Annotated in this window: 24 protein-coding genes; 14 read left to right on the top strand and 10 right to left on the bottom strand. The window is 70.1% G+C overall.

Annotated features, from left to right (window positions below):
* Nucleotides 1-25 precede the first annotated feature (25 nt).
* A complete protein-coding gene (locus tag AC07O4_RS11835) occupies nt 26-1,180 on the bottom strand; it encodes a CaiB/BaiF CoA transferase family protein (protein WP_495304614.1) in 1,155 nt (384 codons plus the stop codon).
* Between the two features lie 145 nt (nt 1,181-1,325).
* Between AC07O4_RS11835 and AC07O4_RS11830 the strand changes: the two genes are divergently transcribed.
* From AC07O4_RS11830 to AC07O4_RS11780, 11 genes are all read left to right on the top strand, one after another.
* The gene (locus AC07O4_RS11830) at nt 1,326-2,228 is read left to right on the top strand and encodes a LysR family transcriptional regulator (protein WP_070059317.1); all 903 of its coding nucleotides are present in this window, start codon (nt 1,326-1,328) and stop codon (nt 2,226-2,228) included.
* 22 nt (nt 2,229-2,250) lie between these two features.
* Nucleotides 2,251-3,009 carry a glutamine amidotransferase gene (locus AC07O4_RS11825; protein ID WP_495304613.1) on the top strand — a complete coding sequence of 253 codons (759 nt, stop codon included), beginning with the start codon at nt 2,251-2,253 and terminating at the stop codon, nt 3,007-3,009.
* 100 nt (nt 3,010-3,109) lie between these two features.
* The gene (locus AC07O4_RS11820; RefSeq protein WP_062475593.1) at nt 3,110-3,748 is read left to right on the top strand and encodes a CDP-alcohol phosphatidyltransferase family protein; all 639 of its coding nucleotides are present in this window, start codon (nt 3,110-3,112) and stop codon (nt 3,746-3,748) included.
* Between the two features lie 35 nt (nt 3,749-3,783).
* Nucleotides 3,784-4,365: a glutathione S-transferase family protein gene (locus AC07O4_RS11815; protein WP_369632401.1), complete on the top strand. Its 582-nt coding sequence runs from the start codon at nt 3,784-3,786 to the stop codon at nt 4,363-4,365.
* A gap of 102 nt (nt 4,366-4,467) precedes the next feature.
* On the top strand, nt 4,468-6,864 hold the full coding sequence (locus AC07O4_RS11810; RefSeq protein ID WP_495304612.1) for a penicillin acylase family protein: 2,397 nt from the start codon (nt 4,468-4,470) through the stop codon (nt 6,862-6,864).
* A 3-nt stretch (nt 6,865-6,867) separates the two neighbouring features.
* Nucleotides 6,868-7,524, top strand: coding sequence for a histidine phosphatase family protein (locus AC07O4_RS11805; RefSeq protein WP_495304611.1), 657 nt, complete (start codon nt 6,868-6,870; stop codon nt 7,522-7,524).
* A 51-nt stretch (nt 7,525-7,575) separates the two neighbouring features.
* Nucleotides 7,576-8,538 (top strand): DnaJ C-terminal domain-containing protein, encoded by a 963-nt coding sequence (locus AC07O4_RS11800; protein ID WP_070059322.1) that lies wholly within the window; start codon nt 7,576-7,578, stop codon nt 8,536-8,538.
* A 2-nt stretch (nt 8,539-8,540) separates the two neighbouring features.
* Nucleotides 8,541-8,861 (top strand): chaperone modulator CbpM, encoded by a 321-nt coding sequence (locus AC07O4_RS11795; protein ID WP_307637010.1) that lies wholly within the window; start codon nt 8,541-8,543, stop codon nt 8,859-8,861.
* A 195-nt stretch (nt 8,862-9,056) separates the two neighbouring features.
* Entirely contained in the window at nt 9,057-10,244 is a 1,188-nt protein-coding gene (locus AC07O4_RS11790; RefSeq protein ID WP_495304610.1) for a serine hydrolase domain-containing protein, read from the top strand.
* Nucleotides 10,245-10,304: 60 nt separating this feature from the next.
* Complete coding sequence (locus tag AC07O4_RS11785; RefSeq protein ID WP_447743475.1) at nt 10,305-11,324, top strand: AraC family transcriptional regulator; 1,020 nt, start codon at nt 10,305-10,307, stop codon at nt 11,322-11,324.
* 181 nt (nt 11,325-11,505) lie between these two features.
* Nucleotides 11,506-12,582, top strand: coding sequence for a M48 family metalloprotease (locus AC07O4_RS11780; RefSeq protein ID WP_495304609.1), 1,077 nt, complete (start codon nt 11,506-11,508; stop codon nt 12,580-12,582).
* An 18-nt stretch (nt 12,583-12,600) separates the two neighbouring features.
* Here the strand turns inward: AC07O4_RS11780 and AC07O4_RS11775 are convergent, their stop codons facing one another.
* Complete coding sequence (locus AC07O4_RS11775) at nt 12,601-14,340, bottom strand: dipeptidase (RefSeq protein WP_495304608.1); 1,740 nt, start codon at nt 14,338-14,340, stop codon at nt 12,601-12,603.
* Nucleotides 14,341-14,388: 48 nt separating this feature from the next.
* On the opposite strand from AC07O4_RS11775, the gene AC07O4_RS11770 reads away from it, so the two are divergent.
* Complete coding sequence (locus tag AC07O4_RS11770) at nt 14,389-14,982, top strand: DNA-3-methyladenine glycosylase I (protein ID WP_495304607.1); 594 nt, start codon at nt 14,389-14,391, stop codon at nt 14,980-14,982.
* Nucleotides 14,983-15,074: 92 nt separating this feature from the next.
* Here the strand turns inward: AC07O4_RS11770 and AC07O4_RS11765 are convergent, their stop codons facing one another.
* The 3 genes from AC07O4_RS11765 to metE all read right to left on the bottom strand — a co-directional run bounded on the left by AC07O4_RS11765 (nt 15,075) and on the right by metE (nt 18,842).
* On the bottom strand, nt 15,075-15,419 hold the full coding sequence (locus AC07O4_RS11765; protein WP_062481853.1) for a hypothetical protein: 345 nt from the start codon (nt 15,417-15,419) through the stop codon (nt 15,075-15,077).
* 197 nt (nt 15,420-15,616) lie between these two features.
* Entirely contained in the window at nt 15,617-16,405 is a 789-nt protein-coding gene (locus tag AC07O4_RS11760) for a hypothetical protein (RefSeq protein ID WP_495304606.1), read from the bottom strand.
* A gap of 100 nt (nt 16,406-16,505) precedes the next feature.
* Entirely contained in the window at nt 16,506-18,842 is a 2,337-nt protein-coding gene (gene metE, locus AC07O4_RS11755) for a 5-methyltetrahydropteroyltriglutamate--homocysteine S-methyltransferase (protein ID WP_492742047.1), read from the bottom strand.
* Nucleotides 18,843-18,942: 100 nt separating this feature from the next.
* Between metE and AC07O4_RS11750 the strand changes: the two genes are divergently transcribed.
* Together AC07O4_RS11750 and AC07O4_RS11745 are read left to right on the top strand one after the other, a co-directional pair.
* Complete coding sequence (locus AC07O4_RS11750) at nt 18,943-19,869, top strand: LysR family transcriptional regulator (RefSeq protein ID WP_062476461.1); 927 nt, start codon at nt 18,943-18,945, stop codon at nt 19,867-19,869.
* Nucleotides 19,870-19,955: 86 nt separating this feature from the next.
* Nucleotides 19,956-21,221: an MFS transporter gene (locus tag AC07O4_RS11745; RefSeq protein WP_495304605.1), complete on the top strand. Its 1,266-nt coding sequence runs from the start codon at nt 19,956-19,958 to the stop codon at nt 21,219-21,221.
* Here the strand turns inward: AC07O4_RS11745 and mmsB are convergent.
* Genes mmsB through AC07O4_RS11720 form a run of 5 tightly spaced genes read right to left on the bottom strand, consistent with a single transcriptional unit; the run spans nt 21,206 to nt 26,358 of the window.
* Nucleotides 21,206-22,102: a 3-hydroxyisobutyrate dehydrogenase gene (mmsB, locus tag AC07O4_RS11740; protein WP_070059330.1), complete on the bottom strand. Its 897-nt coding sequence runs from the start codon at nt 22,100-22,102 to the stop codon at nt 21,206-21,208. The genes AC07O4_RS11745 and mmsB overlap by 16 nt on opposite strands.
* 40 nt (nt 22,103-22,142) lie before the next feature.
* Nucleotides 22,143-23,261, bottom strand: coding sequence for an enoyl-CoA hydratase/isomerase family protein (locus AC07O4_RS11735; protein ID WP_495304604.1), 1,119 nt, complete (start codon nt 23,259-23,261; stop codon nt 22,143-22,145).
* A 27-nt stretch (nt 23,262-23,288) separates the two neighbouring features.
* Complete coding sequence (locus tag AC07O4_RS11730) at nt 23,289-24,443, bottom strand: acyl-CoA dehydrogenase family protein (protein ID WP_095744914.1); 1,155 nt, start codon at nt 24,441-24,443, stop codon at nt 23,289-23,291.
* Nucleotides 24,440-24,838: a lysozyme inhibitor LprI family protein gene (locus AC07O4_RS11725; RefSeq protein WP_495304603.1), complete on the bottom strand. Its 399-nt coding sequence runs from the start codon at nt 24,836-24,838 to the stop codon at nt 24,440-24,442. The genes AC07O4_RS11730 and AC07O4_RS11725 overlap by 4 nt, the downstream gene beginning before the upstream one ends.
* Nucleotides 24,835-26,358 (bottom strand): CoA-acylating methylmalonate-semialdehyde dehydrogenase, encoded by a 1,524-nt coding sequence (locus tag AC07O4_RS11720; protein WP_070059334.1) that lies wholly within the window; start codon nt 26,356-26,358, stop codon nt 24,835-24,837. The genes AC07O4_RS11725 and AC07O4_RS11720 overlap by 4 nt, the downstream gene beginning before the upstream one ends.
* Between the last annotated feature and the right edge of the window lie 131 nt (nt 26,359-26,489).

Below are 26,489 nucleotides of genomic sequence, written 5' to 3'. Positions count from 1 at the left end.
TTGAAACGGGAAAGGATGCGGTCGCTCAAATGCTGTCGCTCGGCGGCACCGGCGGCGCGCCGAGCGCCGCGTTGTGCTCGCCCAGCCGGGGCGCGACCGCGCGGTGCGCGGGCCGCACGCCGTCGATGGACATCGGCAGCGCCGTGAGGCGGAAGTCTTCGCCCGGCACGGGCTGCAGCATGCCCAGCGCCTCGACCTGCGGATGCGCGACGGCCTCGGGCACGGTGTGCACCGGCGCGCAAGGCACGCCGGCGGCGGTGAAGCGCGCCATCCAGTCGGCGCGGGTGCGCGCGCGCAGCAGCGGGCCGATCTCTTCGAACAGCGCCGCCTTGTGTTGCAGGCGCTGGCGGTTGCCGGCAAAGCGCGCGTCGGTGGTCCAGTCGTCGCGCCCGAGTTCGTGCGCGAACTTGGCGAAGAGCCGGTCGTTGCCGCAGCAGATCAGGAGCGGCGCATCGGCGGTGTCGAAGGCCTCGTAGGGCACGAAGCCCGGATGGCCCGAGCGGTGGCGCTCGGGCAGCCGGCCTTCGTTGACGTAGGCGTCGGCCTTCTGGCCGGTCCAGACCAGCGCGGTCTCCAGCAGCGAGGTGCTGACCACGCCGCCCCGCCCCGTGAGGTGGCGCCGCTGCAGCAGCGCCAGCGCGCCGATCACGGCCCACATGCCGGTGCCCTGGTCGCAGACCGAGGCGCCGGTGCGCATGGGCGGATCGTCGGGCCCGCCGTTGATGCTCGACAGCCCGCTGAAGGCCTGGATCAGCGGCTCGTAGCCCGGCTGCATGCGCAGCGGGCCGGTGTGGCCGAAGGCCGAGATCTCGCAGTAGATGAGCCGCGGATGGCGCGCGCACAGCGACGGGCCGTCGATGCCCATCGACTGCGTGACGCCGGGGCGCAGGTTGTGGATGAGGATGTCGGCGCCGGCCGCGAGGGTCTCGAAGGCGGCCATGCCTTCTTCACTCTTCAGGTCGATGGCGACCGAGCGCTTGCCGCGGTTGAAGACGTGGAAGTTGAGCGCGTCGCCGTGGCGGAACGCCGGGCCCATGTGGCGCGCGTCGTCGCCGCCCTCGACGCGCTCGAGCTTCACGACGTCGGCGCCGAGGTCGGCCAGGATCGCGCCCGCGAAGGGCCCCGCCAGCACCTGTCCGAGCTCGAGCACCCGGATGCCTTCCAGAATTTTGGTGTCCATGTCACGGGGGCGCGTGGGCCCCTTGTCTCCGTGGTATCGAATGCGCCAGTCTGGGCGTCGCGCATTGATCTGTGAAGAACAATATTCCTATATCTGTGATAACTTGGATGGATCAATCCACAGCCACCCCGAGGGAGCCGCGTCCGTGCGAGTCGACATCACGCTGCAGCAGCTCGAGGCCTTCGTCGAAGTCGCGAAGACCACCAACTTCCGCGCCGCCGCGCAGGCCCTGCATGTGTCGCAGCCGGCGCTGAGCCGCACGGTGCGCATCGTCGAAGACCTGGTGGGCGCGCGCCTGTTCGACCGCGACACGCGACACGTGGAGCTCACGCCGGCGGGGCGCGAGCTGCTGCCGATCGCGCTGCGCATCCTGGAGAACTTCAACAGCTCGTTCAGCGAGCTGTCGCAGTTCCTCGAAGGCCGCAGCGGCCACCTCACCATCGCGGCACTGCCCTCGACCGGCGTGGCGCTGCTGCCCGGTGCCATTGCCGAGTTCCGCCAGCAGCATCCGCAGGTGCAGTTCTCGCTGATCGAAGGGCCGGCCGAGGCGGTGCGCGCCGCGGTGGACGAAGGCCGCGCCGACTTCGGCCTCAGCGTGCGCCCCGGCACGCACGAGCCCCTGCTGTACCGCCACCTGCGCGACGACCCCTTCGTGCTGCTGTGCCGGCGCGACGACCCGCTGGCCGCGCGCGCCTCGGTGTCGTGGTCGGTGTTCGCGACGCGCCCCTTCATTGCGAGCAGCTTCCAGAGCAGCATCCGGCCGATCACCGACGCCGCCTTCCTGCAGCGCGGCCTGCAGGTGCAGCCCGCGCTCGAATACCCGAGCGTGGCCGTGGCGGGCGCGCTGGTGGCGGCCGGGCTGGGGCTCACCGCCCTGCCCCGGCTCGCGCTGCAGCTGTCGCAGAACGACGAACTGGCCACCGTGCCGCTGCAGCGCCCGCTGATGTCGCGCCCCATCGGGCTGGTCACGCGCGCGGGGCGCTCGCCCTCGCCCGTGGGCCGTGCCTTCATGGACCTGCTGCACCGTCGGGAATCGTCCCGGCGCTGACCGGCGCACGGTGCGCTGCGGCATGATCGACGCCATGCACAGCACGCCCCCGTATCCCCTGGTCATCGTCAAGGTCGGTGACACCCATGACGCGCTGCGCGAAGGCCGCGGCGACTTCGAGCACTGGATCGCCGACGGCCTCGGCACGCAGACCCTGCCCCTCGTGGTGGTCGACCCGCGCCGCGGCGACACGCTGCCCGCGCCCGGCCAGGTCGCGGGCGTGGTCGTCACCGGCTCGCACGCGATGGTGTCGCACTGCGAACCCTGGAGCGAAACCACCGCCGCCTGGCTCGCCGAACTGGTCGCGCGCGACACGCCCGTGCTCGGCATCTGCTACGGCCACCAGCTGCTGGCGCACGCGCTCGGCGGCGAGGCCGGCCACCACCCGCAAGGCCCGGAGGTCGGCACGGTCACCGTCACGCTCGACGCGGCCGCCGCCGGCGACGCGCTGCTGGGCGACCTGCCCGCGCAGTTCCCGGCGCAGGCGATCCACTGGCAGAGCGCGCTGCGCCTGCCCGAGGGCGCGGTGAAGCTGGCCCATAGCGCGCACGAGCCCGTCCACGCCTTCCGCGTGGGCGCGCAGGCCTGGGGCCTGCAGTTCCATCCCGAATTCGACGCCCGGACCATGGGCGGCTACATCGAACTGCTGGCCCGCGACCTCGCCGCGGACGGGCTCGATGCCGCGGCGCTGCGCGAAGGCGTGCGCCCCACCGACGCGGCTGCGGGCCTGCTCGGGCGCTTCGCACGGATCGTCGAGGCCAAGGCGCAGCCAGCCGCCTGAGCGCGCCGACGGGGCGCCGACGGGGCGTCGGCGCGCGACTACAAAAAGCGGGCCGCGCTTGGGTTAAGGTGCGGTTCCTTTCGCAGCTTTACCCGCCTTCATGACCACGCCTTCGTCCCCGCCGGCCCGCAAGCACTTCTCGATGATCCGCGGCTTTCACCTGGCCGATGTGTTCACGCTCGGCAACGCGGCCTGCGGCGTCGGGGCGGTGTTCTTCGCGATGGCCTTCATGCGCAGCCAGTCGCTCGCCCACTTCTACTGGGCCGCGGCGCTCGCCCCGGCCGCCTTCATCTTCGACGTGCTCGACGGCCGCATCGCGCGCTGGCGCCAGACCCAGTCGGCGCTCGGGCGCGAACTCGACTCGCTGGCCGACGTGATCTCCTTCGGTGTGCTGCCCGCCGCGCTCGGCTTCGCCGCCGGCCTGGACGGCGGCTGGGACTGCGCGGTGCTGATCTACTTCGTGGGCTGCGGCGTGAGCCGGCTCGCGCGCTACAACGTGACGGCCGAGGCCCTCTCGGCCGGCGCCGACAAGGTGAAGTACTTCGAAGGCACGCCGATCCCCACCAGCGTGGTGCTGGTGGGCGTGCTGGCCTACGCGGCCTCGAAGGGCGCCCTCGGCGCCAACGTGTGGGGCGGCGCCTGGACGCTCGGCCCCTGGCAGTTGCACCCGCTGGTGCTGCTGTTCGCGCTCTCGGGCACGCTGATGATCAGCAAGACCCTGCGCATCCCCAAGTTCTGACCGCAGCTCTGCCCCGCTCACCAAGGAGACCCCGCATGACGATGAAGCTGTATTTCGACCCGCGCAGCCGTGCGCAGGTCGCCAAGTGGATGCTCGACGAAGCCGAGGTCGACTACGAGATCGTGCCCACCCTCATCCGGGAGGGCGCCCACAAGCGCCCCGAGTTCCTGAAGATCAACCCGGCCGGCAAGCTGCCCGCGCTGGTCGACGGCCGCACGCGCATCTTCGAGAACGCGGCCATCTGCATGTACATCGCCGAGAAGTACCCCGGCAAGCGCCTGGCACCGGCCGTGGGCACGCCCGAGCGCGGGCGCTACCTGTCGCTCATGGTCTATTCGACCGCGCAGCTGGAGCCCTCGATGGGCGACAGCCTGCTGAAGATCAAGAGCAATAACAGCGCGCGCGGCTGGACCGATTTCGAGCAGGCCAAGGACGCCGTCGAACGCGAACTCGGCGACGGTCCCTACCTGTTCGGTGCCCAGTTCACGGCCGCCGACGTGATGATCGGCTCGATGCTCATCTGGCACCGCGCCTTCGGCGGGCGCACCAACCGGCCCAAGCTCGACGCGTACATCCACCGGCTGCAAGCGCGGCCCAAGGGCATGAAGTTCGGCTGAGGTAAGTGGCAAGGCGTGCCGCGCTGGCGACAGTGCGCGGCGGAGGTTCATCCTCTAATCGGTCCCTCTTTTTCGACCCTTTCCCCACCTCACGCCCGCCCCATGACTTCGAACACCTCGCGCTCCCGGTTCTCGTTGACGGCCCTCTCCCTGGGCCTGGTCGCCCTGCTCGGGGCCTGTGCCAGCACGCCGCCGCCCGGCAGCCGCAGCGTGAGCATCGAGCGCACCACCTTCGGCATCGCGCACATCACGGCGCCCGACTACGAAGGCCTGGCCTACGGTACCGCCTACGCGCATGCGCAGGACAACGTCTGCCAGACCGCCGAGCACCTGCTGACGCTGCGCGGCGACCGCGCGCAGTTCCTCGGGGCACAGAACACCGGCGACTTCGGCCTGGGCCGCATGCCCAACGCGCAGATCGACCTGTTCGTGCGCTACCACATGGACGACGCGGCGCTGGCTCGCGCGGCGGCCACCACCAACGACGAGGTGAAGGCCGCGCTGCGCGGCTACGTGGCGGGCTACAACCGCTACCTGCAGGGCGCGGGCCCCAATGGCCTGCCCGAGGCCTGCCGCGGCAAGCCCTGGGTGCGCCCGATGACGGCCGCCGACCTGGCGCGCGCCACCGAGCAATCGATGATCCAGGGCGGCCTGGGCGCACTGGCCGGCGCCGTGCTGGCCGCCGTGCCGCCGGCCCCGGGCGCCAAGACCGGCGCGGCGCCGGTCGCGCTGCAGGACGCCGTGGCCGAGATCGGCCGCCACAGCTTCAACGCCAACCCCGAGGGCGGCGAGCTGGGCTCCAACGGCTGGGCCTTCGGGCGCAACGCCACGCCCGACGGCAAGGGCCTGCTGCTGGGCAACCCGCACTTCCCCTGGAACGGCACCAACCGCTTCTGGCAGATGCACCTGACCATCCCCGGCCAGCTCGACGTGATGGGCGCCACCGGCGGCCTGAGCCCGGTGGTGTCGATCGGCTTCAACAAGGACGTGGCCTGGACCCACACCGTGTCGACCGGCAAGCGCTTCACGCTGTACGAACTCAAGCTCGACCCCAACGACCCGACCGTGTACTGGGTCGACGGCCAGCCGAAGAAGATGGTCGCGCGCACCGTCGCACTGCCGGCCGCCGCCACGGCGGGCGGCGCGCCCGTGCAGCACACCTTCTACGCGACCGACTGGGGCCCCGTGGTCTCGCTGCCGCGCGCCGGCCTGGGCTGGACCGCCCAGAAGGCCTATGCGATCCGCGACGCCAACACGCTCAACGTGCGCTCCGCCGAAAGCTGGATGAAGATGGGCCGGGCCCGCAACGTCGCCGAGCTGCGCGCCGCCATGGGCAACCAGGGCATCCCGTGGATCAACACCCTCGCGGCCGACCGCGAAGGCAACGCGATGTACGCCGACCTGTCGGTGGTGCCCGACGTGTCGGCCGAGATGCTCAAGGCCTGCGCGCCCTCTCCGGCCGCCGCCGCGCTGCTCAACGCCGCCGGCCTGCCCGTGCTCGACGGCTCGCGCAGCGCCTGCGCCTGGCACCGCGACCCGGCCGCCGCTGCGCCCGGCATCATCGCGCCAGCCCGCATGCCCGTCGTCGTCACGCCGGACTGGGTGCAGAACAGCAACGACAGCTTCTGGCTCAGCAACCCGCGCGTGCCGCCGATGGCCGGCGTATCGCCGCTGGTCGGCCCCGTCGGCGTGCCGCAGCGGCTGCGCACGCGCAGCGGCATCATGGAAATCGAAGGCCGACTGGCCGGCACCGACGGCCTGCCCGGCAACCGCATGGGCGCGGCCGAGCTGCGCAGCGTGATCTTCCGCGACAGGAACCTCGCCGGCATGCTGGTGATGGACGACCTGAAGGCCGCGTGCACCGCCACCGGCGCCGCGCTGAACGCCGACCAGGCCCTGGGCTGCCGCGTGCTCTCCGCCTGGGACCGCACCAGCAACGCCGAATCGAAGGGCGCGGCGCTGTTCCGCGAGTTCTGGCGCAAGGCCAAGGACCTGCCGAAGGTCTGGCGCGTGCCCTTCGACCCGGCGCAGCCCGTGACCACGCCCACCGGCCTGGACATGGCCACGCCCGCCACGCGCGAGGCGGTGTTCAAGGCGCTGGGCGATGCGGTCGGCACCGTGCGCACCGCCGGCTTCGCGGCCGATGTGGCACTGGGCGTGCCGCAGTCGCGCACTGTGCGCGGCCAGAAGATCGCGCTGCCCGGCGGCGACGAATTCGAAGGCGTGCTCAACAAGCTCGAATCGCAGGGCCAGCCGCTGATCGACCCGAAGGGCTACGCCATCAACTACGGCAGCAGCTACATGCAGGTCGTGACCTTCGACGCGCGCGGTCCGGTGGCGCAAGGCCTGCTCACCTACGGCCAGAGCAGCGACCCGGCCTCGCCGCGCGCTTATGACCAATTGCCGCTGTTCGCGGCCAAGCAGTGGCATCCGCTGCCCTTCCACCCGGCCGACGTGCAGGCGCAGCGCGAAGGCAAGCCGCTGCAGCTGGCGTACTGAACCATGTCCTCGACCACCGTTCCCTTTCCCGCCCACGCCGCCACAGGCATCGACCTGCTGAACCGCCTGGCCGCCGAGCAGCCGCTCGCCCCGGCCTGCGACCACTTCTACTTCCTGCGCCACGGCCAGACCGGGCGCAATGCGCTGCGCGTCTTCCAGGCGCCCGACGAGCCCCTGAGCGCGCTCGGCGAGCAGCAGGCGGTGCAGGCGGCCGAGCTGCTGGCCGGCGAGCCGATCGGCGCCATCGTGTGCAGCGACGCGCGTCGCGCCTTCGACACCGCCCACACCGTGGCGCGCGCGCTGGGCCTCGTGCCCAGCGCGCACGAGAACCTGCGCGAGCGCAACTTCGGCGCGCTCATCGGCACCTCGTCGGCCCACATCGACTGGGCCTGCGAGCCCGAGGGCGGCGAGACGCTGGCGCAGTTCGTCGACCGCAAGCGCCAGGCGCTGGCCGCCGCGCTCGCCGCGCAGCCCGCGCCGGTGCTGGTGGTGGCGCACGGCGGCACGCTCTACGCGCTGGCCGCGCTGCTGGGCGTGGCGGTCGATGCGAGCATCTTCGGCAACGCACAACCCTTGCGCTTCACACGTGCCGGCCCCACATGGGCCGTGACGCCGCTGCAACAGCGGCACGCCGACGGCGACGGAGCAGCCCTGGCCTGAGTCAGACCCGGTCGCCCTGTACGCCGTCCACCGAAAGGAATCACCACCACCATGGAATTCAAGGACTACTACAGCGCACTGGGCGTCGAACGCACCGCGTCCGACGACGAGGTGCGCAAGGCCTACCGCAAGCTCGCCCGCAAGTACCACCCCGACGTCAGCAAGGAGCCCGACGCCGAGCAGCGCATGCGCGACATCAACGAGGCCAAGGACGTGCTCGGCGACAAGGACAAGCGCGCCGCCTACGACGCGCTGGCCGACCGTGTCGCGCGCGGCGGCCGCCCCGACGGCAGCTTCGAGCCGCCGCCCGGCTGGGACACCGGCTACGAATTTCACCGCGGCCCGCGCCAGGGCCCGGCCGACCACGCCGACTTCAGCGAGTTCTTCTCGTCGATGTTCGGCGACGCCGAGCGCCGTGGTGCCACGCGCCAGAACTACCGCGCGCGCGGCGAAGACCACCACGCGGCCATCGAGATCACGCTCGAAGACGCGCTGAACGGCGCCGAGCGCGAGCTCACGCTGCGCGCCCAGACGCTCGACGCGCAGGGCCATCCGCAGTGGGAGAACCGCACGCTCGCCGTGAAGATCCCGCCCGGCGTGCACCCCGGCCAGTTCATCCGCCTCGCGGGGCAAGGCATGCCCGGCCACGGCGGCGAGCCGGCCGGCGACCTGTACCTCGAGGTGCGCATCGCGCCGCACAAGCTGTACCGCGTGGAAGAGCGCGACCTGTACATGACGCTGCCCGTCACGCCCGCCGAGGCCGCGCTGGGCGCGCAGGTGCAGGTGCCCACGCCCACCGGCGGCGTGGTCGAGGTCACCGTGCCGCCCAACGCGCGCGGCGGCATGAAGCTGCGACTCAAGGGCCGCGGCTTCGCGGGCAAGACGCCCGGCGACCTGTACCTGCTGCTCGAGATCGCACTGCCGCCCGCCGACAGCGAGGCCGCGCGCAACGCCTACGCGCAACTCGCACAGGCGACCTCCTCGTTCAACCCCCGCCAGCACCTGGGAGTCTGAGCATGGCGAACTTTTCTTCCGTGACCACCACCACGGCCATCGGCGTCTCGCACCCGCTGGCCGCGAACGAACTGGCGCACGCCTGCGGCGCCGACACCGCCTGGGTCGTGCAACTGGTCGAAGTGGGCATCGTGCAGGTCAGCACGACCGACGCACCGCCCGAACGCTGGGAGTTTTCCAGCACCGACCTGCAGCACGCGCTTGAAGCGCGCCGGCTCGAACGCGACTTCGGCGTGAACCTGGACGCCGCCGCGCTGATCCTCGACCTGCAGCACGAGGTGCGGCGGCTGAAGGCGGTGCTGCAGGCGCACGGCGTGGGCTGAAAAAGCGACGCGCGCGCGTCGCGGGTCACGCGCGTGCAATGACTGCCAGATCCGCACAGCCGCCCGCCATTTGCGAACAGGATCGGTGAGACCTCGGCCCTAGATTGCCGCTGCCTGCGGAATTTCGCATGGCAGGCCGGCGCGCAGGCAACCCTTCACACACGCCCGGCCTCCTCACACAGGAGACAAGAAGGCATGACCTCGCACAGGCTGAAGACCGCGCTCGACGCAACGCTGCACCAGACCGTTCACCGCCACGGCGGCGCCCCCGGCGTCGTCGCGATGGCGACCGACCGCACGGGCAGTTTCTACGAAGGCGCCGCCGGCACGCGCGAACTCGGGCTCGACCGGCCGATGGCCACCGACAGCGTGTTCGCCATCTTCTCGACCACCAAGGCGATCACGGGCACCTGCGTGATGCAGCTGGTCGAAGAAGGCAAGATTGCCCTCACTGACCCGGCCGGCGCCTACGCACCCGAGATCGACGAACTGCAGGTGCTCGACGGCTTCGACGCCGACGGCCGGCCGCGCACGCGCGCGCCGCGCCGTCGCATCACGGTCAACGACCTGATGCTGCACACCTCGGGCCTGGGCTACGAGTTCTTCAGCGAAGACGACCTGAAGTACCGCGCCGCGCTGAACATTCCCACGGTGGTGTCGGGCAGCTTCGAATCGATCCGCACCGTGCTGCTGCACGAGCCGGGCGCGGCCTGGACCTACGGCGCCAACATCGACTGGCTGGGCCGCATCGTCGAGCAGCAGCGCGGCAAGCGCCTGGGCGAGGTGATGAAGGAGCGCGTCTTCGAGCCGCTGGGCATGCAGGACATCGGCTTCGGCATGTCCGAGTCGATGAAGGCGCGCCGCGTGACCATCCACGACCGCGCCGCCGACGGCCGGCTCACGCCGCTGCCCGAGCTGGTGCTGCCCGAGCCGCCGCCGATGGACATGGGCGGCCACGGCCTGTATGCCACCGTGGGCGAGTACATGAAGTTCATCCGCATGGTGCTGAACGACGGCGCCGGGCCGAACGGCCGCGTGCTGAAGGCCGACACAGTGCAGCGCATGGCGCAGGATGGCCTGGCCGCAATGGACCTCTCGGTCGGCGGCTGGCGCACCTCGGTTCCGTCGCTGAGCAACACGGGCGAGTTCCTGCCCGGCACCGACAAGGGCTGGGCCTACACCTTCATGACCAACCGCGAGCGCGCCCCCACGGGCCGCCCGGCGAACTCGCTGATGTGGGCGGGCCTGGCCAACAGCTTCTTCTGGATCGACCGCGAGAGCGGCATCGGCGGCTACTGGGCGACGCAGATCCTGCCCTTCCAGGACTGCGCGAGCTACCCAGGCTTCGTGGCTTTCGAGACCGCGGTTTACCATCACCGCTGAGCCGCTGAGCGGTGCGTGCCCCGGGGCGTGCACCTTCTTCCTTCTGAACCGAGGTGCGCGATGGATGCGATCCGCAACGTGCTGGTCACCGACGCCCGCGGGCAGCCGAGCGAGCGCCACCGCCTGGTGGCCTCGCACGACTGGGACGACATCCGGCGCTGGTCGGACCGCATCTACATGCCCTACCGCGTCACGCCCATCGGGCGGGCGCGCACGCCCGACTCGGTGCTCGACGCCACACGCATCGGGCACTTCACGCTGAGCCGCTTCCACTACGGCATTCCGGTGAACATCAAGGACTTCTCGCCCGACAGCGGCGTCGGCATGGTGCTGACGACCGTGCGCGGCGCGGGCCGCCACTGGTCCGAAGCCAACGCCTATGCCGACACCGGCGTAGGCGACGCCTTCGTGGTCGACACCTCGCGCACGCACTACTGGGTGGACTTCGACGCCAACCACCTGCAGGTGAATCTCAGCTTCTCGCACGATGCGCTGGCCTCGCTGCACGCGCGCTGGTTCGGCGCGCCCGCCGACGAGCGGCTGTGGACGCGCAAGTTCAAGTTCGGCGGTGCCCATTCGAGCTGGATCGCGCTGCTGTCGTATGCCTGCCGCTGCGTCACCGAGCTGCCCGAGGCGGTCGACACCGGTCCGCTGGGGCGGCACCTCGAAGAGATGATCGGCGTGCACGTGCTGACCCAGTGGCGCGAGCAGCTGGAGCACCCGGCCGAGGCCGTGCAGCACCGCATGGCGCCGCGGCATGTGCTGGCGGCCGAGCGCCACATCCGCGAGCACGCACAGCACGCGCCCACGCTCGGCGAACTGGCGAGCGTGGCGGGCGTCAGCGTGCGCACGCTGAACAGCGCCTTTCGCGAATACCGCCAGGCCACGCCGATGCGCGCGCTGCGCGAACAGCGCCTGCAGGGCGTGCGCGCCGAACTGCTGATGGCCGACGCCGGCGCGACGGTGCGCTCGGTGGCGCAGGCGTGGGGCTATGCCAACTTCGGCCTGTTCGCCGCGGCCTACCAGCAGCGCTTCGGCGAGCTGCCTTCTGCCACGCTGCGCGCGCGCAAGTCAGGCTGATCCTTCATCTGATCTTCAGCTTAGAGCGCGCTCGCGCTCCCACAATGCCAAGCGGGCGCGGCACCTCGCCTTGCCTGGAACGCCCGGTCGCCATCGCCACCGGGCAACTCCCCTTCCCTCGATGGCATCCGGCATCGCGTCCGCGCCTGGATGCGACCGATGCCCAGCACCTCTTGAGCGAATGAACAACCCTCGCCCGTCCTTCTTCCCGGCCTGCGCGTCGATCGCGGCCACCTTTGTCCTCACGGCCTGCGCCGCCTCCATCCGGCCGGCCAGCGACGACCCCGACGTCGTGCAGGAGCAGGCCCTGCAGCACTCGCTGTCGCTGAACCACCGCATGACGCTGCAGCGCCGGCTCGACGACGTGGCGATCCCGCTCCTGGAGCACAGCGCGCCGTTCTGCGGCGGCGACGTGCGGGCCAGCCTGGGCGCGCACATCGCCAGCCTGTGGAGCTTCGAGAAGGAAGAACGCGCGGCAGCGAAGCAGACCTTGCACCTGGACGACCGGCTGACCGTGCTGTGGACGCTCGACAGGAAGCAGGCGCCGGCCACGCCCCTGCGCGCCGGGGACGTGCTGTTGTCCGTCGGCGGCAAGCCGCTGCCCGCGGGCGAGAAAGGGATCGACCGGCTCAACGACGTGCTCATCGAGGCCGCGCGCGCCAAGCCCGCGAAACGCGAAGGCTGGCTGGAGGCCGTGGTGCAGCGCGAGGGCCAGTCGACGGCGCTGCGCCTGCCGTACACCACGGCGTGCAACTACACCGCCGTCACGCGCATGAAGAACGAGGTCCATGCGGAGAACGACGGGCACGAGATCGTCGTCAACTCGGCGCTGATGCGCTTCTTTCCCGACAACCGCGGCCTCGCGATCGTGCTGGGGCACGAGCTGGCCAACGGCGTGCTGTCGCATGGCGGCAAGACGCGCGCGGTGGGCATCGCGGCCGGCATCGTGGATGGCGCGCTGGGCGGCACCGGGCTGGCGCAAGAGGCGCTGTCGTCGCCCTTCTCGCAGCAGTTCGACGCCGAGGCCGACTACCTCGGCCTCTACATGGTGGCCGCAGCAGGCTACGACATCGATGGCGCCGAACGGATCTGGCGCGAACTCGGGGTGCACACGGCCGGCGCGAAAAAGAAGGGCTTCATGAGCACCCCGCCGAACTCCGCCAAACGCTTCGTCGCGATGCGGCGCACCATCGCGGAAATCCAGGCCAAGACGAAGAACGGGGCACCGCTGGTGCCCCTGGCGACATCGAAGTCCTGATCGCTGCGGCGCTGGCCGCTACTGCATCTGCTGCAGGTTGCCGATGCGCACCAGCATCTCGGTGAACATCTGCATGTCGGCGTCGAGATCGGGCACTTCCTTGTATTCCTTGGCGTTGTGCGCCGTGTACTTCTTGCCGGGCATCGCGGGTCCGAAGTTGATGGCGTTGGGCATCAGCTTGGCCGTGGTGCTGCCAGCGGTGGGCACGGGCTTGGCTTCGAGGCCGGTGGTGTCGCCGAAGATGTTGAGCAAGGTCGAGAGCCATGCGCCCTTCGGGTCGCGCGCCATCCAGTTGCCCTGGTCGTAGGCCAGCTCCAGCTTCACCTGGCTGGCCGTGGCCCAGCCGTTGACCTTGGCCGCCACCTGCGCCTTCAGCTCGTCGGGCGTGCGGCCGCGCGGCATGCGCACGTTGGCCGTCACCTCGAGGCGGCCGTCGGCGCCCATGCGCACCAGCGTGGGCGACATCGTGAGCGGGCCCATGAAGTCGTCCTGGTAGCCCAGCCCCATCTTCTCGCCGAGGTAGCCGGTGCCGTAGAGCGCGTCGATGTACTGCACGGCCCGCAGGTAGGGGTTGGCGGCCAGCGGTACGCCGGACTCCTTCAGGAACAGCGCCAGGCGCGGCACGGGGTTCACGCCCTCTTCGGGCCGCGAGCCGTGGGCCGAGGTGCCGGAGACCTTCAGCTCGACGGCCTCGGCGCCGCGCGCGATGTCGATCGCGAACTTGCCGCCCTGGCTTTCGTACTTGCGCACGAAGGCGGCCTTGGCGGCCTCGAGCTTCGCGGCCACGGCCGCGAGGTCGCCGCCCTTGAGCGTGGCGGTCGCGGTCTGCGGAATGGCGTTGGCCGAGGCGGCGCCGCTCATCGCGGTGATGGCGGTCGCGGCAGGTTCGGCCGCTTCCGCGGGGAAGAACACCTTGAGCGCGCCCGAGCCCTTCTCAGCCACGACCGCGGGGTACTTGCTGTCGAGCACGATGTTGTAGGCCGGCAGCGGCGTCTTGTCGCGGTAGTACTGCATCGCGTCGCCGCCGGTTTCCTCGGTGGTCTCGATCATCAGGCGCACGCCGCGCTCCACCGGCAGGCCGCTGTCCTTCACGGCCTTCATGGCGTAGAGCACGGCGGCGATGGAGCCCTTGTCGTCGATGGTGCCGCGCCCGTAGAGGAAGTCGCCCACGCGCGTCATCGCGAAGGGATCGAGGCGCGTGCCGTCCTCGAGCACCCATTCGGACAGCACGGCCGGCACCACGTCGGCGTGCGTGAGGATGCCGAACTCCTCGCTGCCGCGGCCCTTGAGGCTCACCTCGAAGATGCGGCCGTCGACATTGCGGTAGCCCAGCCCGAAGTCCTTCGCCATCTTCTCGACCAGCTGGCCGAACGCGACCATCGGCGGGCTCTCGTGCGGCGGCACCTGCACGTTGCGCACCGTGGGCAAGGCGACCATGGTGCCGATGCTGGCGATCACGGCCTGCTGGTTCTGCAGCCGGTTGTACAGGCCGAGCAGGCGCGCGATGTTGACGAGGTCGTCGCCCGCCAGCGCCTTGCCGCCGGTGTAGGCCGCCACGCCGGGCTGCAGCGCGGGCTGGGCCTGCGCGGCCTGGGCCAGGAAGGCCTTGAAGTCGGGCGCCGTGCGCCCGCCCTTCCAGGCGGCGGCGAGCTGGTCGAGCGCGGGCTTCTTGAGGGTCTCGGCACCGGCCGGGACAACGACGGCGAGCGCCATGAGAGCCAGCGAAAGCGCCGACAATGAAAAACGAGACTGCTGCATCAGGGTCACCCCCTCATTCCGAAAACATCCCCCGACGATAGCCGAGCCATGCCTCACGACGACAGCCTTTCCTCACCCCCGCGATGCGCCTGGGCCCGCACCGATCCGCTGCTGGCCAGCTACCACGACGCCGAATGGGGCGTGCCCGAACGCGACAGCCGCGCGCTGTGGGAAAAGCTGATGCTCGACGGCTTCCAGGCCGGCCTGTCGTGGCTCACCATCCTGCGCAAGCGCGACGCCTTCCGCGCGGCCTTCGAGGGCTTCGTGCCCGAGACGGTGGCGCGCTTCACGCCGGCCGACGTCGAGCGCCTCATGCAAAACGCGGGCATCGTGCGCTCGCGCGCCAAGATCGAGGCCGCCATCGGCAATGCCAAGGCCTACCTCGCGATGCAGGCGGCGGGGGAAGACTTCTCCGATTTCGTCTGGGGTCTGGCGGGCGGCCAGCCGGTCGTCAACACCACGGGCACGGTGCCCACGCAGACGCCGCTGTCCGAAGCGATGTCGAAGGCGCTGAAGCAGCGCGGCTTCAAGTTCGTCGGGCCGGTGATCGTCTATGCCTGGATGCAGGCCACGGGCATCGTCGACGACCACGCGCCCGACTGCCACTGCCACCGAGACCATCGCGACCACCGCCGCGCCTGAACAGGCATGAAAAAACCGGACGGTGCGGTTGCACGGTCCGGTCTTTTCGGGTGGTGGTCTCTCTCAACCGAGGCGGCTTGCGCCGCCGTCGATCACAGGCCAGCCTGGCGCGTGAAGCTGCGTGCCTGCGAGGGGATCACGCTGCCGGCGAAGGATTCGCGGCGCAGGTTCTGGCCAGGAGCGTGGGCGGCTGCCACGGCTTCGGCGCGGACCGAAGCGCGGTCCACCGACGAGGCCAGCACGGGGGCCACGCTGGCCGACACGGCGTCGCTGTATTCGTTGCCGGCACGGGCAGCGGCCACGGCTTGCGGTGCCACGTCGGCACGGCTGTAGCCGGAGGTCACGGCGTGAACGCCTTCGTAGGTCTCTGCGTGGGCGGCGCCAGCGGCGGCGAGCAGGGAGAGAGCGGCGGCGGCGAGGATGTTCGAGGTCTTCATTTCAATTCCTTCTTGATTGGGCTTTGGATGCCCTGAAGTGTGCGCCAAATTCCTAGGGTAAACCCCAGTCATTCTGAATCGCAGTGTTCACGGAATTGAAACAATCACGGGGAACTTTCCGACATGCGGGGTTCGCGTGAAACTTTTTCGTACAAACACCCTCGAGTTTGCAAACTTTGGCGCTCTGTCGTCAAGTCTCAGGGCCGCCCCCAGCTGCGCACCAGGGTGCGGATCGCGACCGCGCCGCTGCCCTTGACCTCGGCGCGGTAGCTGCCCAGCAGCGCCTCGCGCTCGGCGGCGGCCTGCGGTTCGTTGCGCCAGGCGAGCAAGGCGGCCACGTCGGCGTCGGGCAGCGCCAGCAGCAGCGCCTGCGTGACCAGCTTTTCGAACTCGCGCGCCACGGTCATCAGGTTGCGCGGTCGCGGCGAGGTGACGCCGCGCGACCACAGCGAGTCGAGCGCGGTGTCGAGCGTGCGGTCGGGCAGTGAACTGAACTGCCCGGCATTCCCGCGCGCCAGCTGCTTGACCACCGCGCTCATGAGCAGCTGGCTCGAGAAATCGATCTCGCGCGCCTCGGCCACCGTCATGCGCGACAGCAGTTCGACGCGCGCCGGGTCGGCCGGCCGCGCGTGCTGTTGATGGAAGAAGGTCACCTTGGCGGGCTCGTCCATCGCAGCGTAGTCGGCGCGCAGCTTCGCCAGGCGCGCCACGGCCTCCAGCACGGGGGGCGCCGGCACGGCGGCGCCCTGCCCGGCCGCCGCCACGTCCTGCCGGATCGCGGCCACCGAGGCGTTCACGTCGAAGGCGCGGCCGGCCGCCACGTCGAGCGACTGCAGGGCCCTGTCGGCAATGGCGAGGTCGGGCGGTTCCAGCAGCTCGCGCGCACCGCGCGACACGGCGCCGGGGCCGTAGGCGTTCTGGTAGCGCGCCTGCACGCCCTCGAACTGGAGCAAGGCCTGCGCGCGGTCCTGCGTCCACCCCGTCAAGGGGGCAAGGAGCAACGACAGCAACAAGAGGCAACGGGGCGACGACAGGCGGGACAGCAAGGACATCCCGCATTATTGGCACGCCGCGATCCCGCGCCCTTTATGCCTGCGCCAGCTCCCCGCGTAGCAGCTTCGCGGCAGCCACCATGTTCGACAGCGCCGCCTCGGTCTCGGGCCAGCCGCGGGTCTTGAGCCCGCAGTCGGGGTTGATCCAGAGGTTCTCGCCCGGCACCACCTGCGCGGCCTTGCGCATGAGGCGCACGATCTCGTCGACCGAGGGCACGCGCGGCGAGTGGATGTCGTACACGCCGGGGCCGATCTCGTTCGGGTAGCGAAAGCCGCCCTCCCCGCCGAAGCCGCGCAGCAGCTCCATGTCCGAGCGGCTGGTCTCGATGGTGATCACGTCGGCGTCCATCGCGGCGATCTCCGGCAGGATGTCGTTGAACTCCGAATAGCACATGTGGGTGTGGATCTGCGTCTGGTCGCGCACGCCCGAGGCGCTGATCCGGAAGGCGCGCGTGGCCGCCTTCAGGTAGGCCGGCCAGCCCGCGCGGCGCAGCGGCAGGCCTTCGCGGATGGCAGGCTCGTCGATCTGGATGATGCCAATGCCCGCGCCCTCGAGGTCGTTCACCTCGTCGCGGATCGCCCACGCGATCTGCTCGCAGGTGGTGGCGCGCGGCTGGTCGTCGCGCACGAAGGACCACTGCAGGATGGTCACGGGGCCGGTCAGCATGCCCTTCATCGGCAGCGTCGTGAGGCTCTGCGCGTACGCGGTCCATTCGACCGTCATCGGCGCCGGGCGCGCCACGTCGCCAAAGATCACCGGCGGCTTCACGCAGCGCGAGCCGTATGACTGCACCCAGCCGTTGGCCGTGAAGGCGAAGCCGTCGAGCTGCTCGCCGAAGTACTCGACCATGTCGTTGCGCTCGGCCTCGCCATGCACCAGCACATCGATGCCCAGTTCTTCCTGCTTGCGCACGGCGAGCGCGATCTCGGCGCGCATCTTCTCGCGGTAGCCGGCCGCATCGAGCTCGCCGCGCTTGAAGGCGGCGCGGGCCGCGCGGATCTCGGCGGTCTGCGGGAAAGAGCCGATGGTGGTGGTCGGCAACGCGGGCAGTGCGAAACGCGTGCGCTGCAGCTGCTGGCGCTGCGGGAAAGCGGACACGCGGCGGTCGTCGCCGGCCACGCTGCGCGCCAGGCGCAGCGCCACGTCGGCGCGGTGCACGCGCGGGCTGGCGCGGCGCGCGGCCGCGGCGGCACGGGCGGCCGTGAGTTCGGCGGCCACCGAGGCTTCGTCGCCATCGACAGCCGCACACAGCACGCGCAACTCATCGAGCTTCTCGATCGCGAAGGCGAGCCACGATTTCAGTTCGGTGTCGAGCTTCGTCTCGGCCGCGAGGCTGAACGGCACATGCAGCAGCGAGCACGACGGCGCGATCCACAGTTCGCCCTGGTGCTTCTCGGCCACGGGCCTGAGCTTGCCCAGCGCCACATCGACATCGGTGCGCCAGATGTTGCGGCCGTCGACCACGCCGACCGACAGCACCTTGTGCGCCGGCAGCCAGTCGGCCACGCCGGTCAGCTCCTGCGGTGCGCGCACGGCATCGACGTGCAGGCCGGCCACGGGCAGCTGACAGGCCAGGCGCAGGTTCTCGGACAGCGGCGAGAAGTAGCTCGCCAGCAGCAGCTTCGGCGCATTGCGCGCGATCTGCCAGTACACGCGTTCGAAGGCATTGCGCCAGGCCTCGGGCAGGTCGAGGCCCAGAATCGGCTCGTCGATCTGCACCCACTCCACGCCCTGCTGCTTGAGCCGGCCGAGCACCTGCTCGTACACGGGCAGCAGCGATTCGAGCAGCGAGAAGCGGTCGAAGCCGGCCGCCTTTTCCTTGCCCAGGTACAGGAAGCTCAGCGGCCCGAGCAGCACGGCCTTGACCGCGTGGCCGGCCTGCTGCGCCTGCGCGACCTCGTCGAACAGGCGCGTCGACGCCAGCCTGAACTGCGTGGCCGCATCGAACTCGGGCACGAGGTAGTGGTAGTTGGTGTCGAACCACTTGGTCATCTCGAGCGCGAAGGTGCCTTCGGCGCCGTGGGTGCAGCTGTCGTCGTGCACATGGCCCGCCTCGTCTTCCACCCCGCGCGCCATCTTGAAGTAGCGCGACAGCTCGGGCTCGTCGCCGCTGAAGCCGAAGCGCGCCGGCTCGCAGCCCAGCAGCTGGATGTGGTTGGCCACGTGATCGTAGAAGGCGAAGTCGCCCACGGTCACGAAGTCGAGCCCCGCGTCGCGCTGCGCCTGCCAGTGGCGCGCACGCAGCGCCTCGCCGACGGCTTCGAGCGCGGCGTGGCCGGTTTCGCCGCGCCAGTGCTTCTCGAGGGCGAACTTGAGTTCCCGGTGGGCGCCCATGCGCGGAAAGCCGAGGATGTGGGTACGGGTGGTCATTGCAGGTAATCCGGTCGCTGGTCTTGGAAACCGGTGATGGTCGGCGTTTGGCGCATATGATTCAAACGAAACCTTTTGCCCGTTCGCTTGAATCATTTTCATGATGCAGTCCATCCTCGAGATCCGCCACCTGCGCACGCTGGCCGCGTTGCGCGACACCGGCAGCCTGGTGCGCGCGGCGCAGCTGCTCAACCTCACGCAGTCGGCGCTGTCGCACCAGATCAAGCTGCTCGAAGAGCGCTACGGCGCGCAGCTGTTCGAACGCAAGTCGGTGCCGCCGCAGTTCAGCACCACGGGGCTGCGGCTGTTGCAGCTGGCCGACACCGCGCTGCCGCTCGTCGAAGAGGCCGAGCGCGACGTGGCGCGGCTGGCGTTGGGACGCAGCGGGCAGCTGCGCATCGTGGTCGAGTGCCACACCTGCTTCGACTGGCTGATGCCCGCGATGGACGCCTTCCGCCAGCGCTGGCCCGAGATCGAACTCGACATCGTCTCGGGCTTCCACCCCGACCCGATCGCGCTCGTGATGCAGAACCGCGCCGAGGTGGCGATCGTCTCCGAGGAAGACCCCGATGAAACGGTCGACTACCACGCGCTCTTCCGCTTCGAGATCGTCGCGCTGCTGGCCAACGACCATGCGCTGACGGCCAAGCCGCACCTCACGGCCCGGCACTTCGCCGACCAGACGCTCATCACCTACCCCGTGCCCGACGAGATGCTCGACATCGTGCGCCAGGTGCTGGCACCCGCCGGCGTCGAGCCCGCGCACCGGCGCACGACCGAGCTCACGGTGGCGATGCTGCAGCTGGTGGCCAGCGGGCGCGGCGTGGCCACGCTGCCGCTGTGGGCGGTGCAGAATTACCTCGACCGCGGCTACGTCACGGCGCGCCGCGTGGGCGCCCGGGGCCTGACGGGGCGGCTGTACATGGCCTGCACGCAGGCCACCTCGGCGCGGCCCTGGCTGGACGACTTCGTGCGCGTCACGCGCGAAAGCTGCTTCAAGAGCCTGCCGGGGATCGAATTGCTGTGAACCCGAGGGCGGGAGGATCACGTCCGAATCCGGCCAGTGCGTGGTGGTGCACGGCCTGAAGATCGACCACCACCACGGATCGCCTCATGACAACGCCGAACACGCCCGACTCCCCCGCCGCGCCGCGCCAGCGCTTCTTCCACGGCTGGCTCGTGGTCGCCGGCGCCTTCGCCGTGATGTTCGTGGGCTTCGGCTGCGCCTACACCTTCAGCGCCTTCCTCGATGCGCTGCAGCGCGACTTCGGCGCCTCGCGCGGCGAGGTGTCGCTGGTGTTCTCGCTCGCAGGCTTCCTGTACTTCGGGCTCGGCGTGTTCAGCGGCCCGCTCGCCGACCGCTGGGGCGCGCGGCGGCTGGCGGTCGCAGGCATGGTGCTGGTCGGCCTCGGGCTGGTGCTCGCGGGGCAGGCGCGCAGCCTGACGCAGATCTTCTGGGCCTACGGGCTCGGTGTCGGCCTCGGCGTGGGGGCCTCGTACGTGCCGGTGCTGGGTGCGGTGCAGCGCTGGTTCGTGCGCCAGCGCGGCTTCGCTTCGGGGCTCGCCGTGAGCGGCATCGGCGTGGGCACGCTGGCGATGCCGCCGCTGGCCTCGTGGCTCATCGACACGCTGGGCTGGCGCGACGCCTACCTGGCGCTCGGCGTGCTCGCGGCCGTGGTGGGCGTGGGCATGGCGCTGCTGGTCGAGAACGATCCGCGCGCACGCGGCCTCGGCCCCGACGGCGATCCACCGAAGGCGCAGGCCTCCACCGCGTTGCCGCCCGGCGCCTCGGTGCGCGAGGCCGTGGGCTCGGGCCGTTTCGCGGGGCTGTACGCGGCCTGCCTGATCAGCTCGTTCGGTTTGTTCGTGCCCTTCGTGCACCTGGTGCCCTACGCGCTCGACCACGGCGTGGCCGCGTCGTCGGCGGTGCTGCTGCTCGGCGCGATCGGCGTGGGCAGCACGGCGGGCCGCTTCTTCCTGGGCGGGCTGGCCGACCGCATGGGCCGGCACTACGCGCTGCCGCTGATGTCGGCGGGCATGGCGCTGTCGCTGGTGGTGTGGGCCGTGTCGGGCGGGTTCTGGGGGCTGGCCCTGTTCGCCTTTGCCTACGGCGTGTTCTACGGCGGCTTCGTGGCGCTGCTGCCCGCGCTGGTGATGGACTGGTTCGGCGGACGCCACATCGGCGCGATCATCGGCATCCTGTACACCAGCGTGGCCATCGGCACGCTGATCGGGCCGAGCGCCGCGGGCTTCGCCTTCGACCTCACGCGCAGCTACCTGCTGCCGATCCTCGTGGCGATCGGCGCCAACCTCGTGGCGGCCGGCCTGCTGCTCGCGATGGCGCGGCGCGGCCGGCGCGCCGTTCAACCGGCTTTCTGAACCAGCTTCAGCACGCTCGAGAAATCGAGCGCGCCGTGGCCCGCGAGGCTGTGCGCCGCGTACAGGCTGCGTGCCAGGCCGCCCAGCGGCGTGGCCGCGCGCACGGCGGTGGCGTTTTCCTGCGCCAGGCCCAGGTCCTTGAGCATCAGGTCGGTGCCGAAGCCGCCGGCGTAGTTCTTCGAGGCCGGCGCGGCTTCCATCACGCCGGGCACGGGGTTGTACTTCTCGAGCGCCCAGTTGCCGCCCGAGCTGCGGCGCATGATTTCGGACAGCACCTTCGGGTCGAGCCCGTTGGCCACGCCCAGCGCGAGCGCTTCCGAGGTGCCGATCATCAGGATGCCGAGCAGCATGTTGTTGCAGATCTTGGCGGTCTGCCCTGCACCGGCCGCGCCGGCGTGGAAGATGTTGGCGCCCATCTTCTCGAGCACCGGGCGCGCGCGCTCCAGGTCCTTGGTGTCGCCGCCGACCATGAAGGTCAGCGTGCCGGCAATGGCGCCGCCGGTGCCGCCCGACACGGGCGCATCGATCATCGCGACGCCCTTGGCGGCAGCGGCCTCGGCCACCTTGCGCGAGGTGGCGGCGGCGATGGTGCTGCTGTCGATCACGAGCGTGCCGGCCTGGATGCTGTCGAGCAGGCCGGGCTTGCCAGCGCCGCCAAGGAACAGGCCCTCGACGTGCGCGCTGGCGGGCAGCATGCTGATCACCACCTCGGCGCCGGCCACGGTCTCGGCCGCCGACTTGGCGATGGGCAGGCCTTCGGCAGCGAACTTCTTGCAGGCTTCGGCCGAGAGGTCGAAAGCGCTGAGCGTGTGACCTGCCTTGTGCAGGTTCAGGGCCATCGGGCCGCCCATGTTGCCCAGGCCGATGAATGCGATCTTCATGTGTCTTGTCTCCGTTGTTCTGTGCAGGGAATGGGGCCGGTCAGGTCAGCGATGCCAGTTCCGCCGGCATCTCGCCGCGCGGACGCAGGTGGTCGTCGACGAAGGCCGGCGTGATCTCTTCGAGCGTGGCGGGGTTCCAGCGCGGGTTGCGGTCCTTGTCGACCAGCACGGCGCGGATGCCTTCGGCGAAATCCTTGTTCGCGCAGAAGCCCAGCGACGCCCAGTACTCGAGGCGGAACACCTCGGCCAGCGACATGCGCGGCACGCGCTGCCAGAGCTCGAAGCTCAGCGCGATGGAGCTCGGCGCGCCCTTGGTGAAGGTCTTTGATGCGGTCTGCAGCCAGGCGTCGTCGCTTTGCACGTTGCGCAGGCGCTTGGCGATGTCGAGCAGGTCGTCGCCGGACATCAGCGCGTTGATCGTGTCGTAGTGCTCGCGCACCTTCGAGGCGGGCATCTCAGCGCCCTCGCCCGCCTGGGCCAGGATGCGCGACAGCGTGGCGCGGTCGGCTTTGGCGTCACCGCCGGCCCACTGCGTGGACGCGATGGCCTCGATCACCGCGCCCTTGCGCTCGTGCTGCACCAGCACGTCGGCCAGGCCGCAGAAGATGGTGTCGTGCGCGTTGATGTTGGCGGCCGTGAGCGCCAGGAACAGGCCGGTGCGGCCCGGCGTGCGGCGCAGGAACCAGCTGCCGCCCACGTCGGGGTACAGGCCGATGTTGATCTCGGGCATGGCGATGCGGCTTTGCAGCGTCATCACGCGGTGCGAGGCACCCGCCAGCAGGCCCACGCCGCCGCCCATCACGATGCCGTGGCCCCAGCACAGGAAGGGCTTGGGGAAGGTGTGGATCAGGTGGTCGAGCTCGTACTCCTCGCGGAAGAAGTCTTCGGCGTAGGTGTTGCGCGCGGGGCCGCAGTCGAGCAGCGTCTGGTACAGCTGGCGCAGGTCGCCGCCGGCGCAGAAGGCTTTTTCGCCCGCCGCGTCGAGCAGCACGCCGACGATGCCGGCGTCGGCCGCCCACTCGCGCAGCTTGGGCGTGAGCAGGCGCACCATGTCCACGGACAGCGCGTTGAGCGAAGCCGGCGCATTGAGCGTGGCCACGGCAAATCGCTGGCCGCCGGCGGTCTTGATTTCGTTGAAGAGAACTACGTTGTCGGTCATTGTTTTCAGGTCCTGGGTGCGGCGGGGTCAGCGGATGTCGCTGTCGCCTTCCAACAATTTTCGCGCAACGATGACGCGCATGATTTCGTTGGTGCCTTCGAGGATCTGGTGCACGCGCGTGTCGCGCACCAGGCGCTCGAGCGGGAACTCGCTCAGGTAGCCGTAGCCGCCGTGCAGTTGCAGCGCGTCGTTGCAGACGTTGAAGCCCGCATCGGTCGCGAAGCGCTTGGCCATCGCGCAATAGGTGCTCGCATCCACATGGCCCGCGTCGAGCTTGCTGGCGGCCAGCCGCACCATCTGCCGCGCGGCCACCAGCTCGGTCGCCATGTCGGCCAGCTTGAACTGCAGCGCCTGGAAGCTCGCGATCGGCTTGCCGAACTGCTGGCGCTCGTGCAGGTAGCGGCGCGCCGCGTCGAGCGCGCCCTGCGCCGCGCCCACCGAGCAGGTCGCGATGTTGATGCGCCCACCGTCCAGGCCCTTCATGGCGATGCGAAAGCCCTCGCCTTCCTTGCCCAGCAGGTTCTGCGCCGGCACGCGCACGTTGTCGAAGTTGATGGTGCGCGTGGGCTGGCTGTTCCAGCCCATCTTGTGCTCCTTCTTGCCGTAGCTCACGCCCGGCGCGTCGGCCGGCACCGCGAAGGCCGAGATGCCGCTGGCGCCCGCCCCGCCCGTGCGCGCCATGAGCACCAGCACGTCGGTCGAGCCGGCGCCGGAGATGAAGGCCTTGTTGCCGTTGATGACGTATTCGGCGCCTTGCAGTTCGGCGCGCGTCTTCAGCGACCCCGCGTCGGAGCCCGCGCCCGGTTCGGTCAGGCAGTACGACGCCAGCTTGCGCCCGCTCGTGAGGTCTTCGCCCCACTGCTGCGCCACGGCATCGGTGGCCCAGGTGCCGAGCATCCACGTCGCCATGTTGTGGATCGTGATGAAGGCGGTGGTCGACGGGTCGACCGCGGCCATTTCCTCGAACACCAGCGCCGAGTCGAGCCGCGGCAGGCCCAGGCCGCCGATGCGCTCGGGCGCGTACAGGCCGCAAAAGCCCAGCTCACCGGCCTTGGCGATGGCCTCGCGCGGAAAGACCGCCTCGGCGTCCCACTGCGCGGCGTGCGGTGCGAACTCGGCCTGCGCGAAATCGCGCGCGGTCTGTGCAAAGGCGTTCTGTTCTTCGGACAGTTCGAAATTCATGGTTGACGACCCTTCCAGAGGTCCAGTTCGGCGGTGCGTTTGCGGGTCGATGTTTCCAGGCACGCGTTGAACACCAGCGGCCAGATCGAGCCGCCTTCGTTCGCCTTCGCGGCCCGCTTGCACCCGGGGTCGCGGCCCTTGAGCCAGGTCCGCTGCTCGGTGCGCAGCACGACGCGCATCTGCGGCGAGAGCGTCTTCATCACCTCGCCGTAGCGGATGTTGAGCTCGGCGTCGGCCGCGCGGAAATCGCGCAGCGCGCAGTCGTTCATCTGCTGCTGGTTGCCGTTGGGATTGCAGTCGACCGGCTCGTCGGAGCCGGCCGCCCGCGCCCCGCCGGCCAGCAGGGCAAGCGCCGCCGCGGCGGCCCAGGCTGCGACGCGAAGCCCCTGCCTCACTTGAGGCTGATGGTGGTGTTGACGCCCTGGCTCACGGTGCTGTCGTCGAACCAGCGTGCCGTCACGGTCTTGGTCTGCGTGTAGAACATGATGACCTGCTTGCCGTACGGGCCCAGGTCGCCGAGCTTGGAGGCGCGCGAACCGGTGAACGAGAACATCGGGACCGGCACCGGGATCGGCACGTTGATGCCGACCTGGCCGACGTCGATGTCTTCCTGGAAGCGGCGCGCCGCGGCGCCCGACTGCGTGAAGATCGCAGTGCCGTTGCCGTTCGGGTTGCTGTTGATCAGGTCGATGGCTTCGTCGATGGTCTCGGCGTCGGCGATGCACAGCACGGGGCCGAACACTTCCTGTTCGTAGATCGTCATGCCGGGCTTCACGCCGGTGAAGATCGTCGGGCCGACGAAGTTGCCCTTCTCGTAGCCGGGCACCGTCGGCTTGCGGCCGTCGAGCACCAGCTTGGCGCCATCGGCTTCGCCGCGTTCGATGAGGCTGTTCACGCGGTCGTAGGCGGCGCACGAGACCAGCGGGCCCACGTCCACGCCCTTTTCAGTGCCCGCGCCGATCTTCAGCGTCTTGGCCTTCTCGATGAGCTCGGGCACCCAGTTGCGCGCCTCGCCCACCAGCACCGCGACCGACACGGCCATGCAGCGCTGACCGGCGGCACCGAAGCTCGCGCCAGCCAGTGCGTTGAGCGTCTGCTCCTTGTTGGCGTCGGGCATCACGATGGCGTGGTTCTTCGCGCCCATCATGCATTGCGCGCGCTTGCCGGCCAGCGTGGCGCGGTTGTAGACGTGCGTGCCGACCTTGGTCGAGCCGACGAAGCTGATCGCCTTGATGTCCTTGTGGTCGCAGATGCCGTTGACGACCGCTTCGCCGCCGTGCACCACGTTCAGCACGCCGGGCGGCACGCCGGCTTCGAGCGCCAGTTCGCACAGGCGCATCGTGACCATCGGGTCTTGCTCGGAGGGCTTGAGCACGAAGGTGTTGCCGGTGACGATGGCCATCGGGAACATCCACAGCGGGATCATGGCCGGGAAGTTGAACGGCGTGATGCCGGCGCACACGCCCAGCGGCTGCAGCAGCGTGTAGGTGTCGACGCCGTTGGCCACGTTGTTGGCCAGCTCGCCCAGTTGCAGGTTGCCGATGTTCGAGGCGTGCTCGACCACTTCGAGGCCGCGGAACACGTCGCCTTCGGCGTCGGGCAGGGTCTTGCCCTGTTCGGCCGTGAGAATCGCGGCGAGTTCGCCCATGTTCTCGCGGATGAGCTGCTGCAGCTTCAGGAAGATGCGGGCACGCGCGCCCAGGGGCGTCTTGCGCCAGGTCTTGAAGGCTTCCTTGGCGGAGGCCACGGCGGCGTCGAGTTCGGCCTGGGTGGCGAACGGCACGCGGGCCAGCACCTGCTGCGTGGCCGGGTTGACGACGTCGCGCCATTCGGTGGTCTTCGATTCGACGAACTTGCCGCCGATGAGCAGCTTGACGGTGGCGACCTGCGTCGAGGGGGTGGTGGTGGCGTCCATGGGGGTTTGTCTCCTGTGAATACGGGACCGGTTCGAACCGGTGCAGCCTGCATCCTAGCTTTGCAGATTTGCCATGACAATAGACAAATATGCGTCATCGCTTTGCAAAAATGCAAAGCACCGCACGCCAC

It is taken from the genome of Variovorax sp. GW821-FHT09D04, from assembly GCF_059416405.1.
The sequence above is the reverse complement of the archived record's forward strand: the minus strand, read 5'-3'. Positions and strand labels throughout refer to the sequence as shown.

What these genes read in the sequence shown, in the direction of transcription:
- AC07O4_RS11800 (WP_070059322.1), top strand. Translation starts at nt 7,576, where the DNA reads ATGGAATTCAAGGACTACTACAGCGCACTGGGCGTCGAACGCACCGCG.
- AC07O4_RS11815 (WP_369632401.1), top strand. Translation starts at nt 3,784, where the DNA reads ATGACGATGAAGCTGTATTTCGACCCGCGCAGCCGTGCGCAGGTCGCC.
- AC07O4_RS11820 (WP_062475593.1), top strand. Translation starts at nt 3,110, where the DNA reads ATGACCACGCCTTCGTCCCCGCCGGCCCGCAAGCACTTCTCGATGATC.
- AC07O4_RS11805 (WP_495304611.1), top strand. Translation starts at nt 6,868, where the DNA reads ATGTCCTCGACCACCGTTCCCTTTCCCGCCCACGCCGCCACAGGCATC.
- AC07O4_RS11730 (WP_095744914.1), bottom strand. Translation starts at nt 24,443, where the DNA reads ATGAATTTCGAACTGTCCGAAGAACAGAACGCCTTTGCACAGACCGCG.
- metE (WP_492742047.1), bottom strand. Translation starts at nt 18,842, where the DNA reads ATGACCACCCGTACCCACATCCTCGGCTTTCCGCGCATGGGCGCCCAC.
- AC07O4_RS11790 (WP_495304610.1), top strand. Translation starts at nt 9,057, where the DNA reads ATGACCTCGCACAGGCTGAAGACCGCGCTCGACGCAACGCTGCACCAG.
- AC07O4_RS11720 (WP_070059334.1), bottom strand. Translation starts at nt 26,358, where the DNA reads ATGGACGCCACCACCACCCCCTCGACGCAGGTCGCCACCGTCAAGCTG.
- AC07O4_RS11785 (WP_447743475.1), top strand. Translation starts at nt 10,305, where the DNA reads ATGGATGCGATCCGCAACGTGCTGGTCACCGACGCCCGCGGGCAGCCG.
- AC07O4_RS11795 (WP_307637010.1), top strand. Translation starts at nt 8,541, where the DNA reads ATGGCGAACTTTTCTTCCGTGACCACCACCACGGCCATCGGCGTCTCG.
- mmsB (WP_070059330.1), bottom strand. Translation starts at nt 22,102, where the DNA reads ATGAAGATCGCATTCATCGGCCTGGGCAACATGGGCGGCCCGATGGCC.
- AC07O4_RS11825 (WP_495304613.1), top strand. Translation starts at nt 2,251, where the DNA reads ATGATCGACGCCATGCACAGCACGCCCCCGTATCCCCTGGTCATCGTC.
- AC07O4_RS11750 (WP_062476461.1), top strand. Translation starts at nt 18,943, where the DNA reads ATGATGCAGTCCATCCTCGAGATCCGCCACCTGCGCACGCTGGCCGCG.
- AC07O4_RS11780 (WP_495304609.1), top strand. Translation starts at nt 11,506, where the DNA reads ATGAACAACCCTCGCCCGTCCTTCTTCCCGGCCTGCGCGTCGATCGCG.
- AC07O4_RS11745 (WP_495304605.1), top strand. Translation starts at nt 19,956, where the DNA reads ATGACAACGCCGAACACGCCCGACTCCCCCGCCGCGCCGCGCCAGCGC.
- AC07O4_RS11810 (WP_495304612.1), top strand. Translation starts at nt 4,468, where the DNA reads ATGACTTCGAACACCTCGCGCTCCCGGTTCTCGTTGACGGCCCTCTCC.
- AC07O4_RS11835 (WP_495304614.1), bottom strand. Translation starts at nt 1,180, where the DNA reads ATGGACACCAAAATTCTGGAAGGCATCCGGGTGCTCGAGCTCGGACAG.
- AC07O4_RS11765 (WP_062481853.1), bottom strand. Translation starts at nt 15,419, where the DNA reads ATGAAGACCTCGAACATCCTCGCCGCCGCCGCTCTCTCCCTGCTCGCC.
- AC07O4_RS11775 (WP_495304608.1), bottom strand. Translation starts at nt 14,340, where the DNA reads ATGCAGCAGTCTCGTTTTTCATTGTCGGCGCTTTCGCTGGCTCTCATG.
- AC07O4_RS11735 (WP_495304604.1), bottom strand. Translation starts at nt 23,261, where the DNA reads ATGACCGACAACGTAGTTCTCTTCAACGAAATCAAGACCGCCGGCGGC.
- AC07O4_RS11770 (WP_495304607.1), top strand. Translation starts at nt 14,389, where the DNA reads ATGCCTCACGACGACAGCCTTTCCTCACCCCCGCGATGCGCCTGGGCC.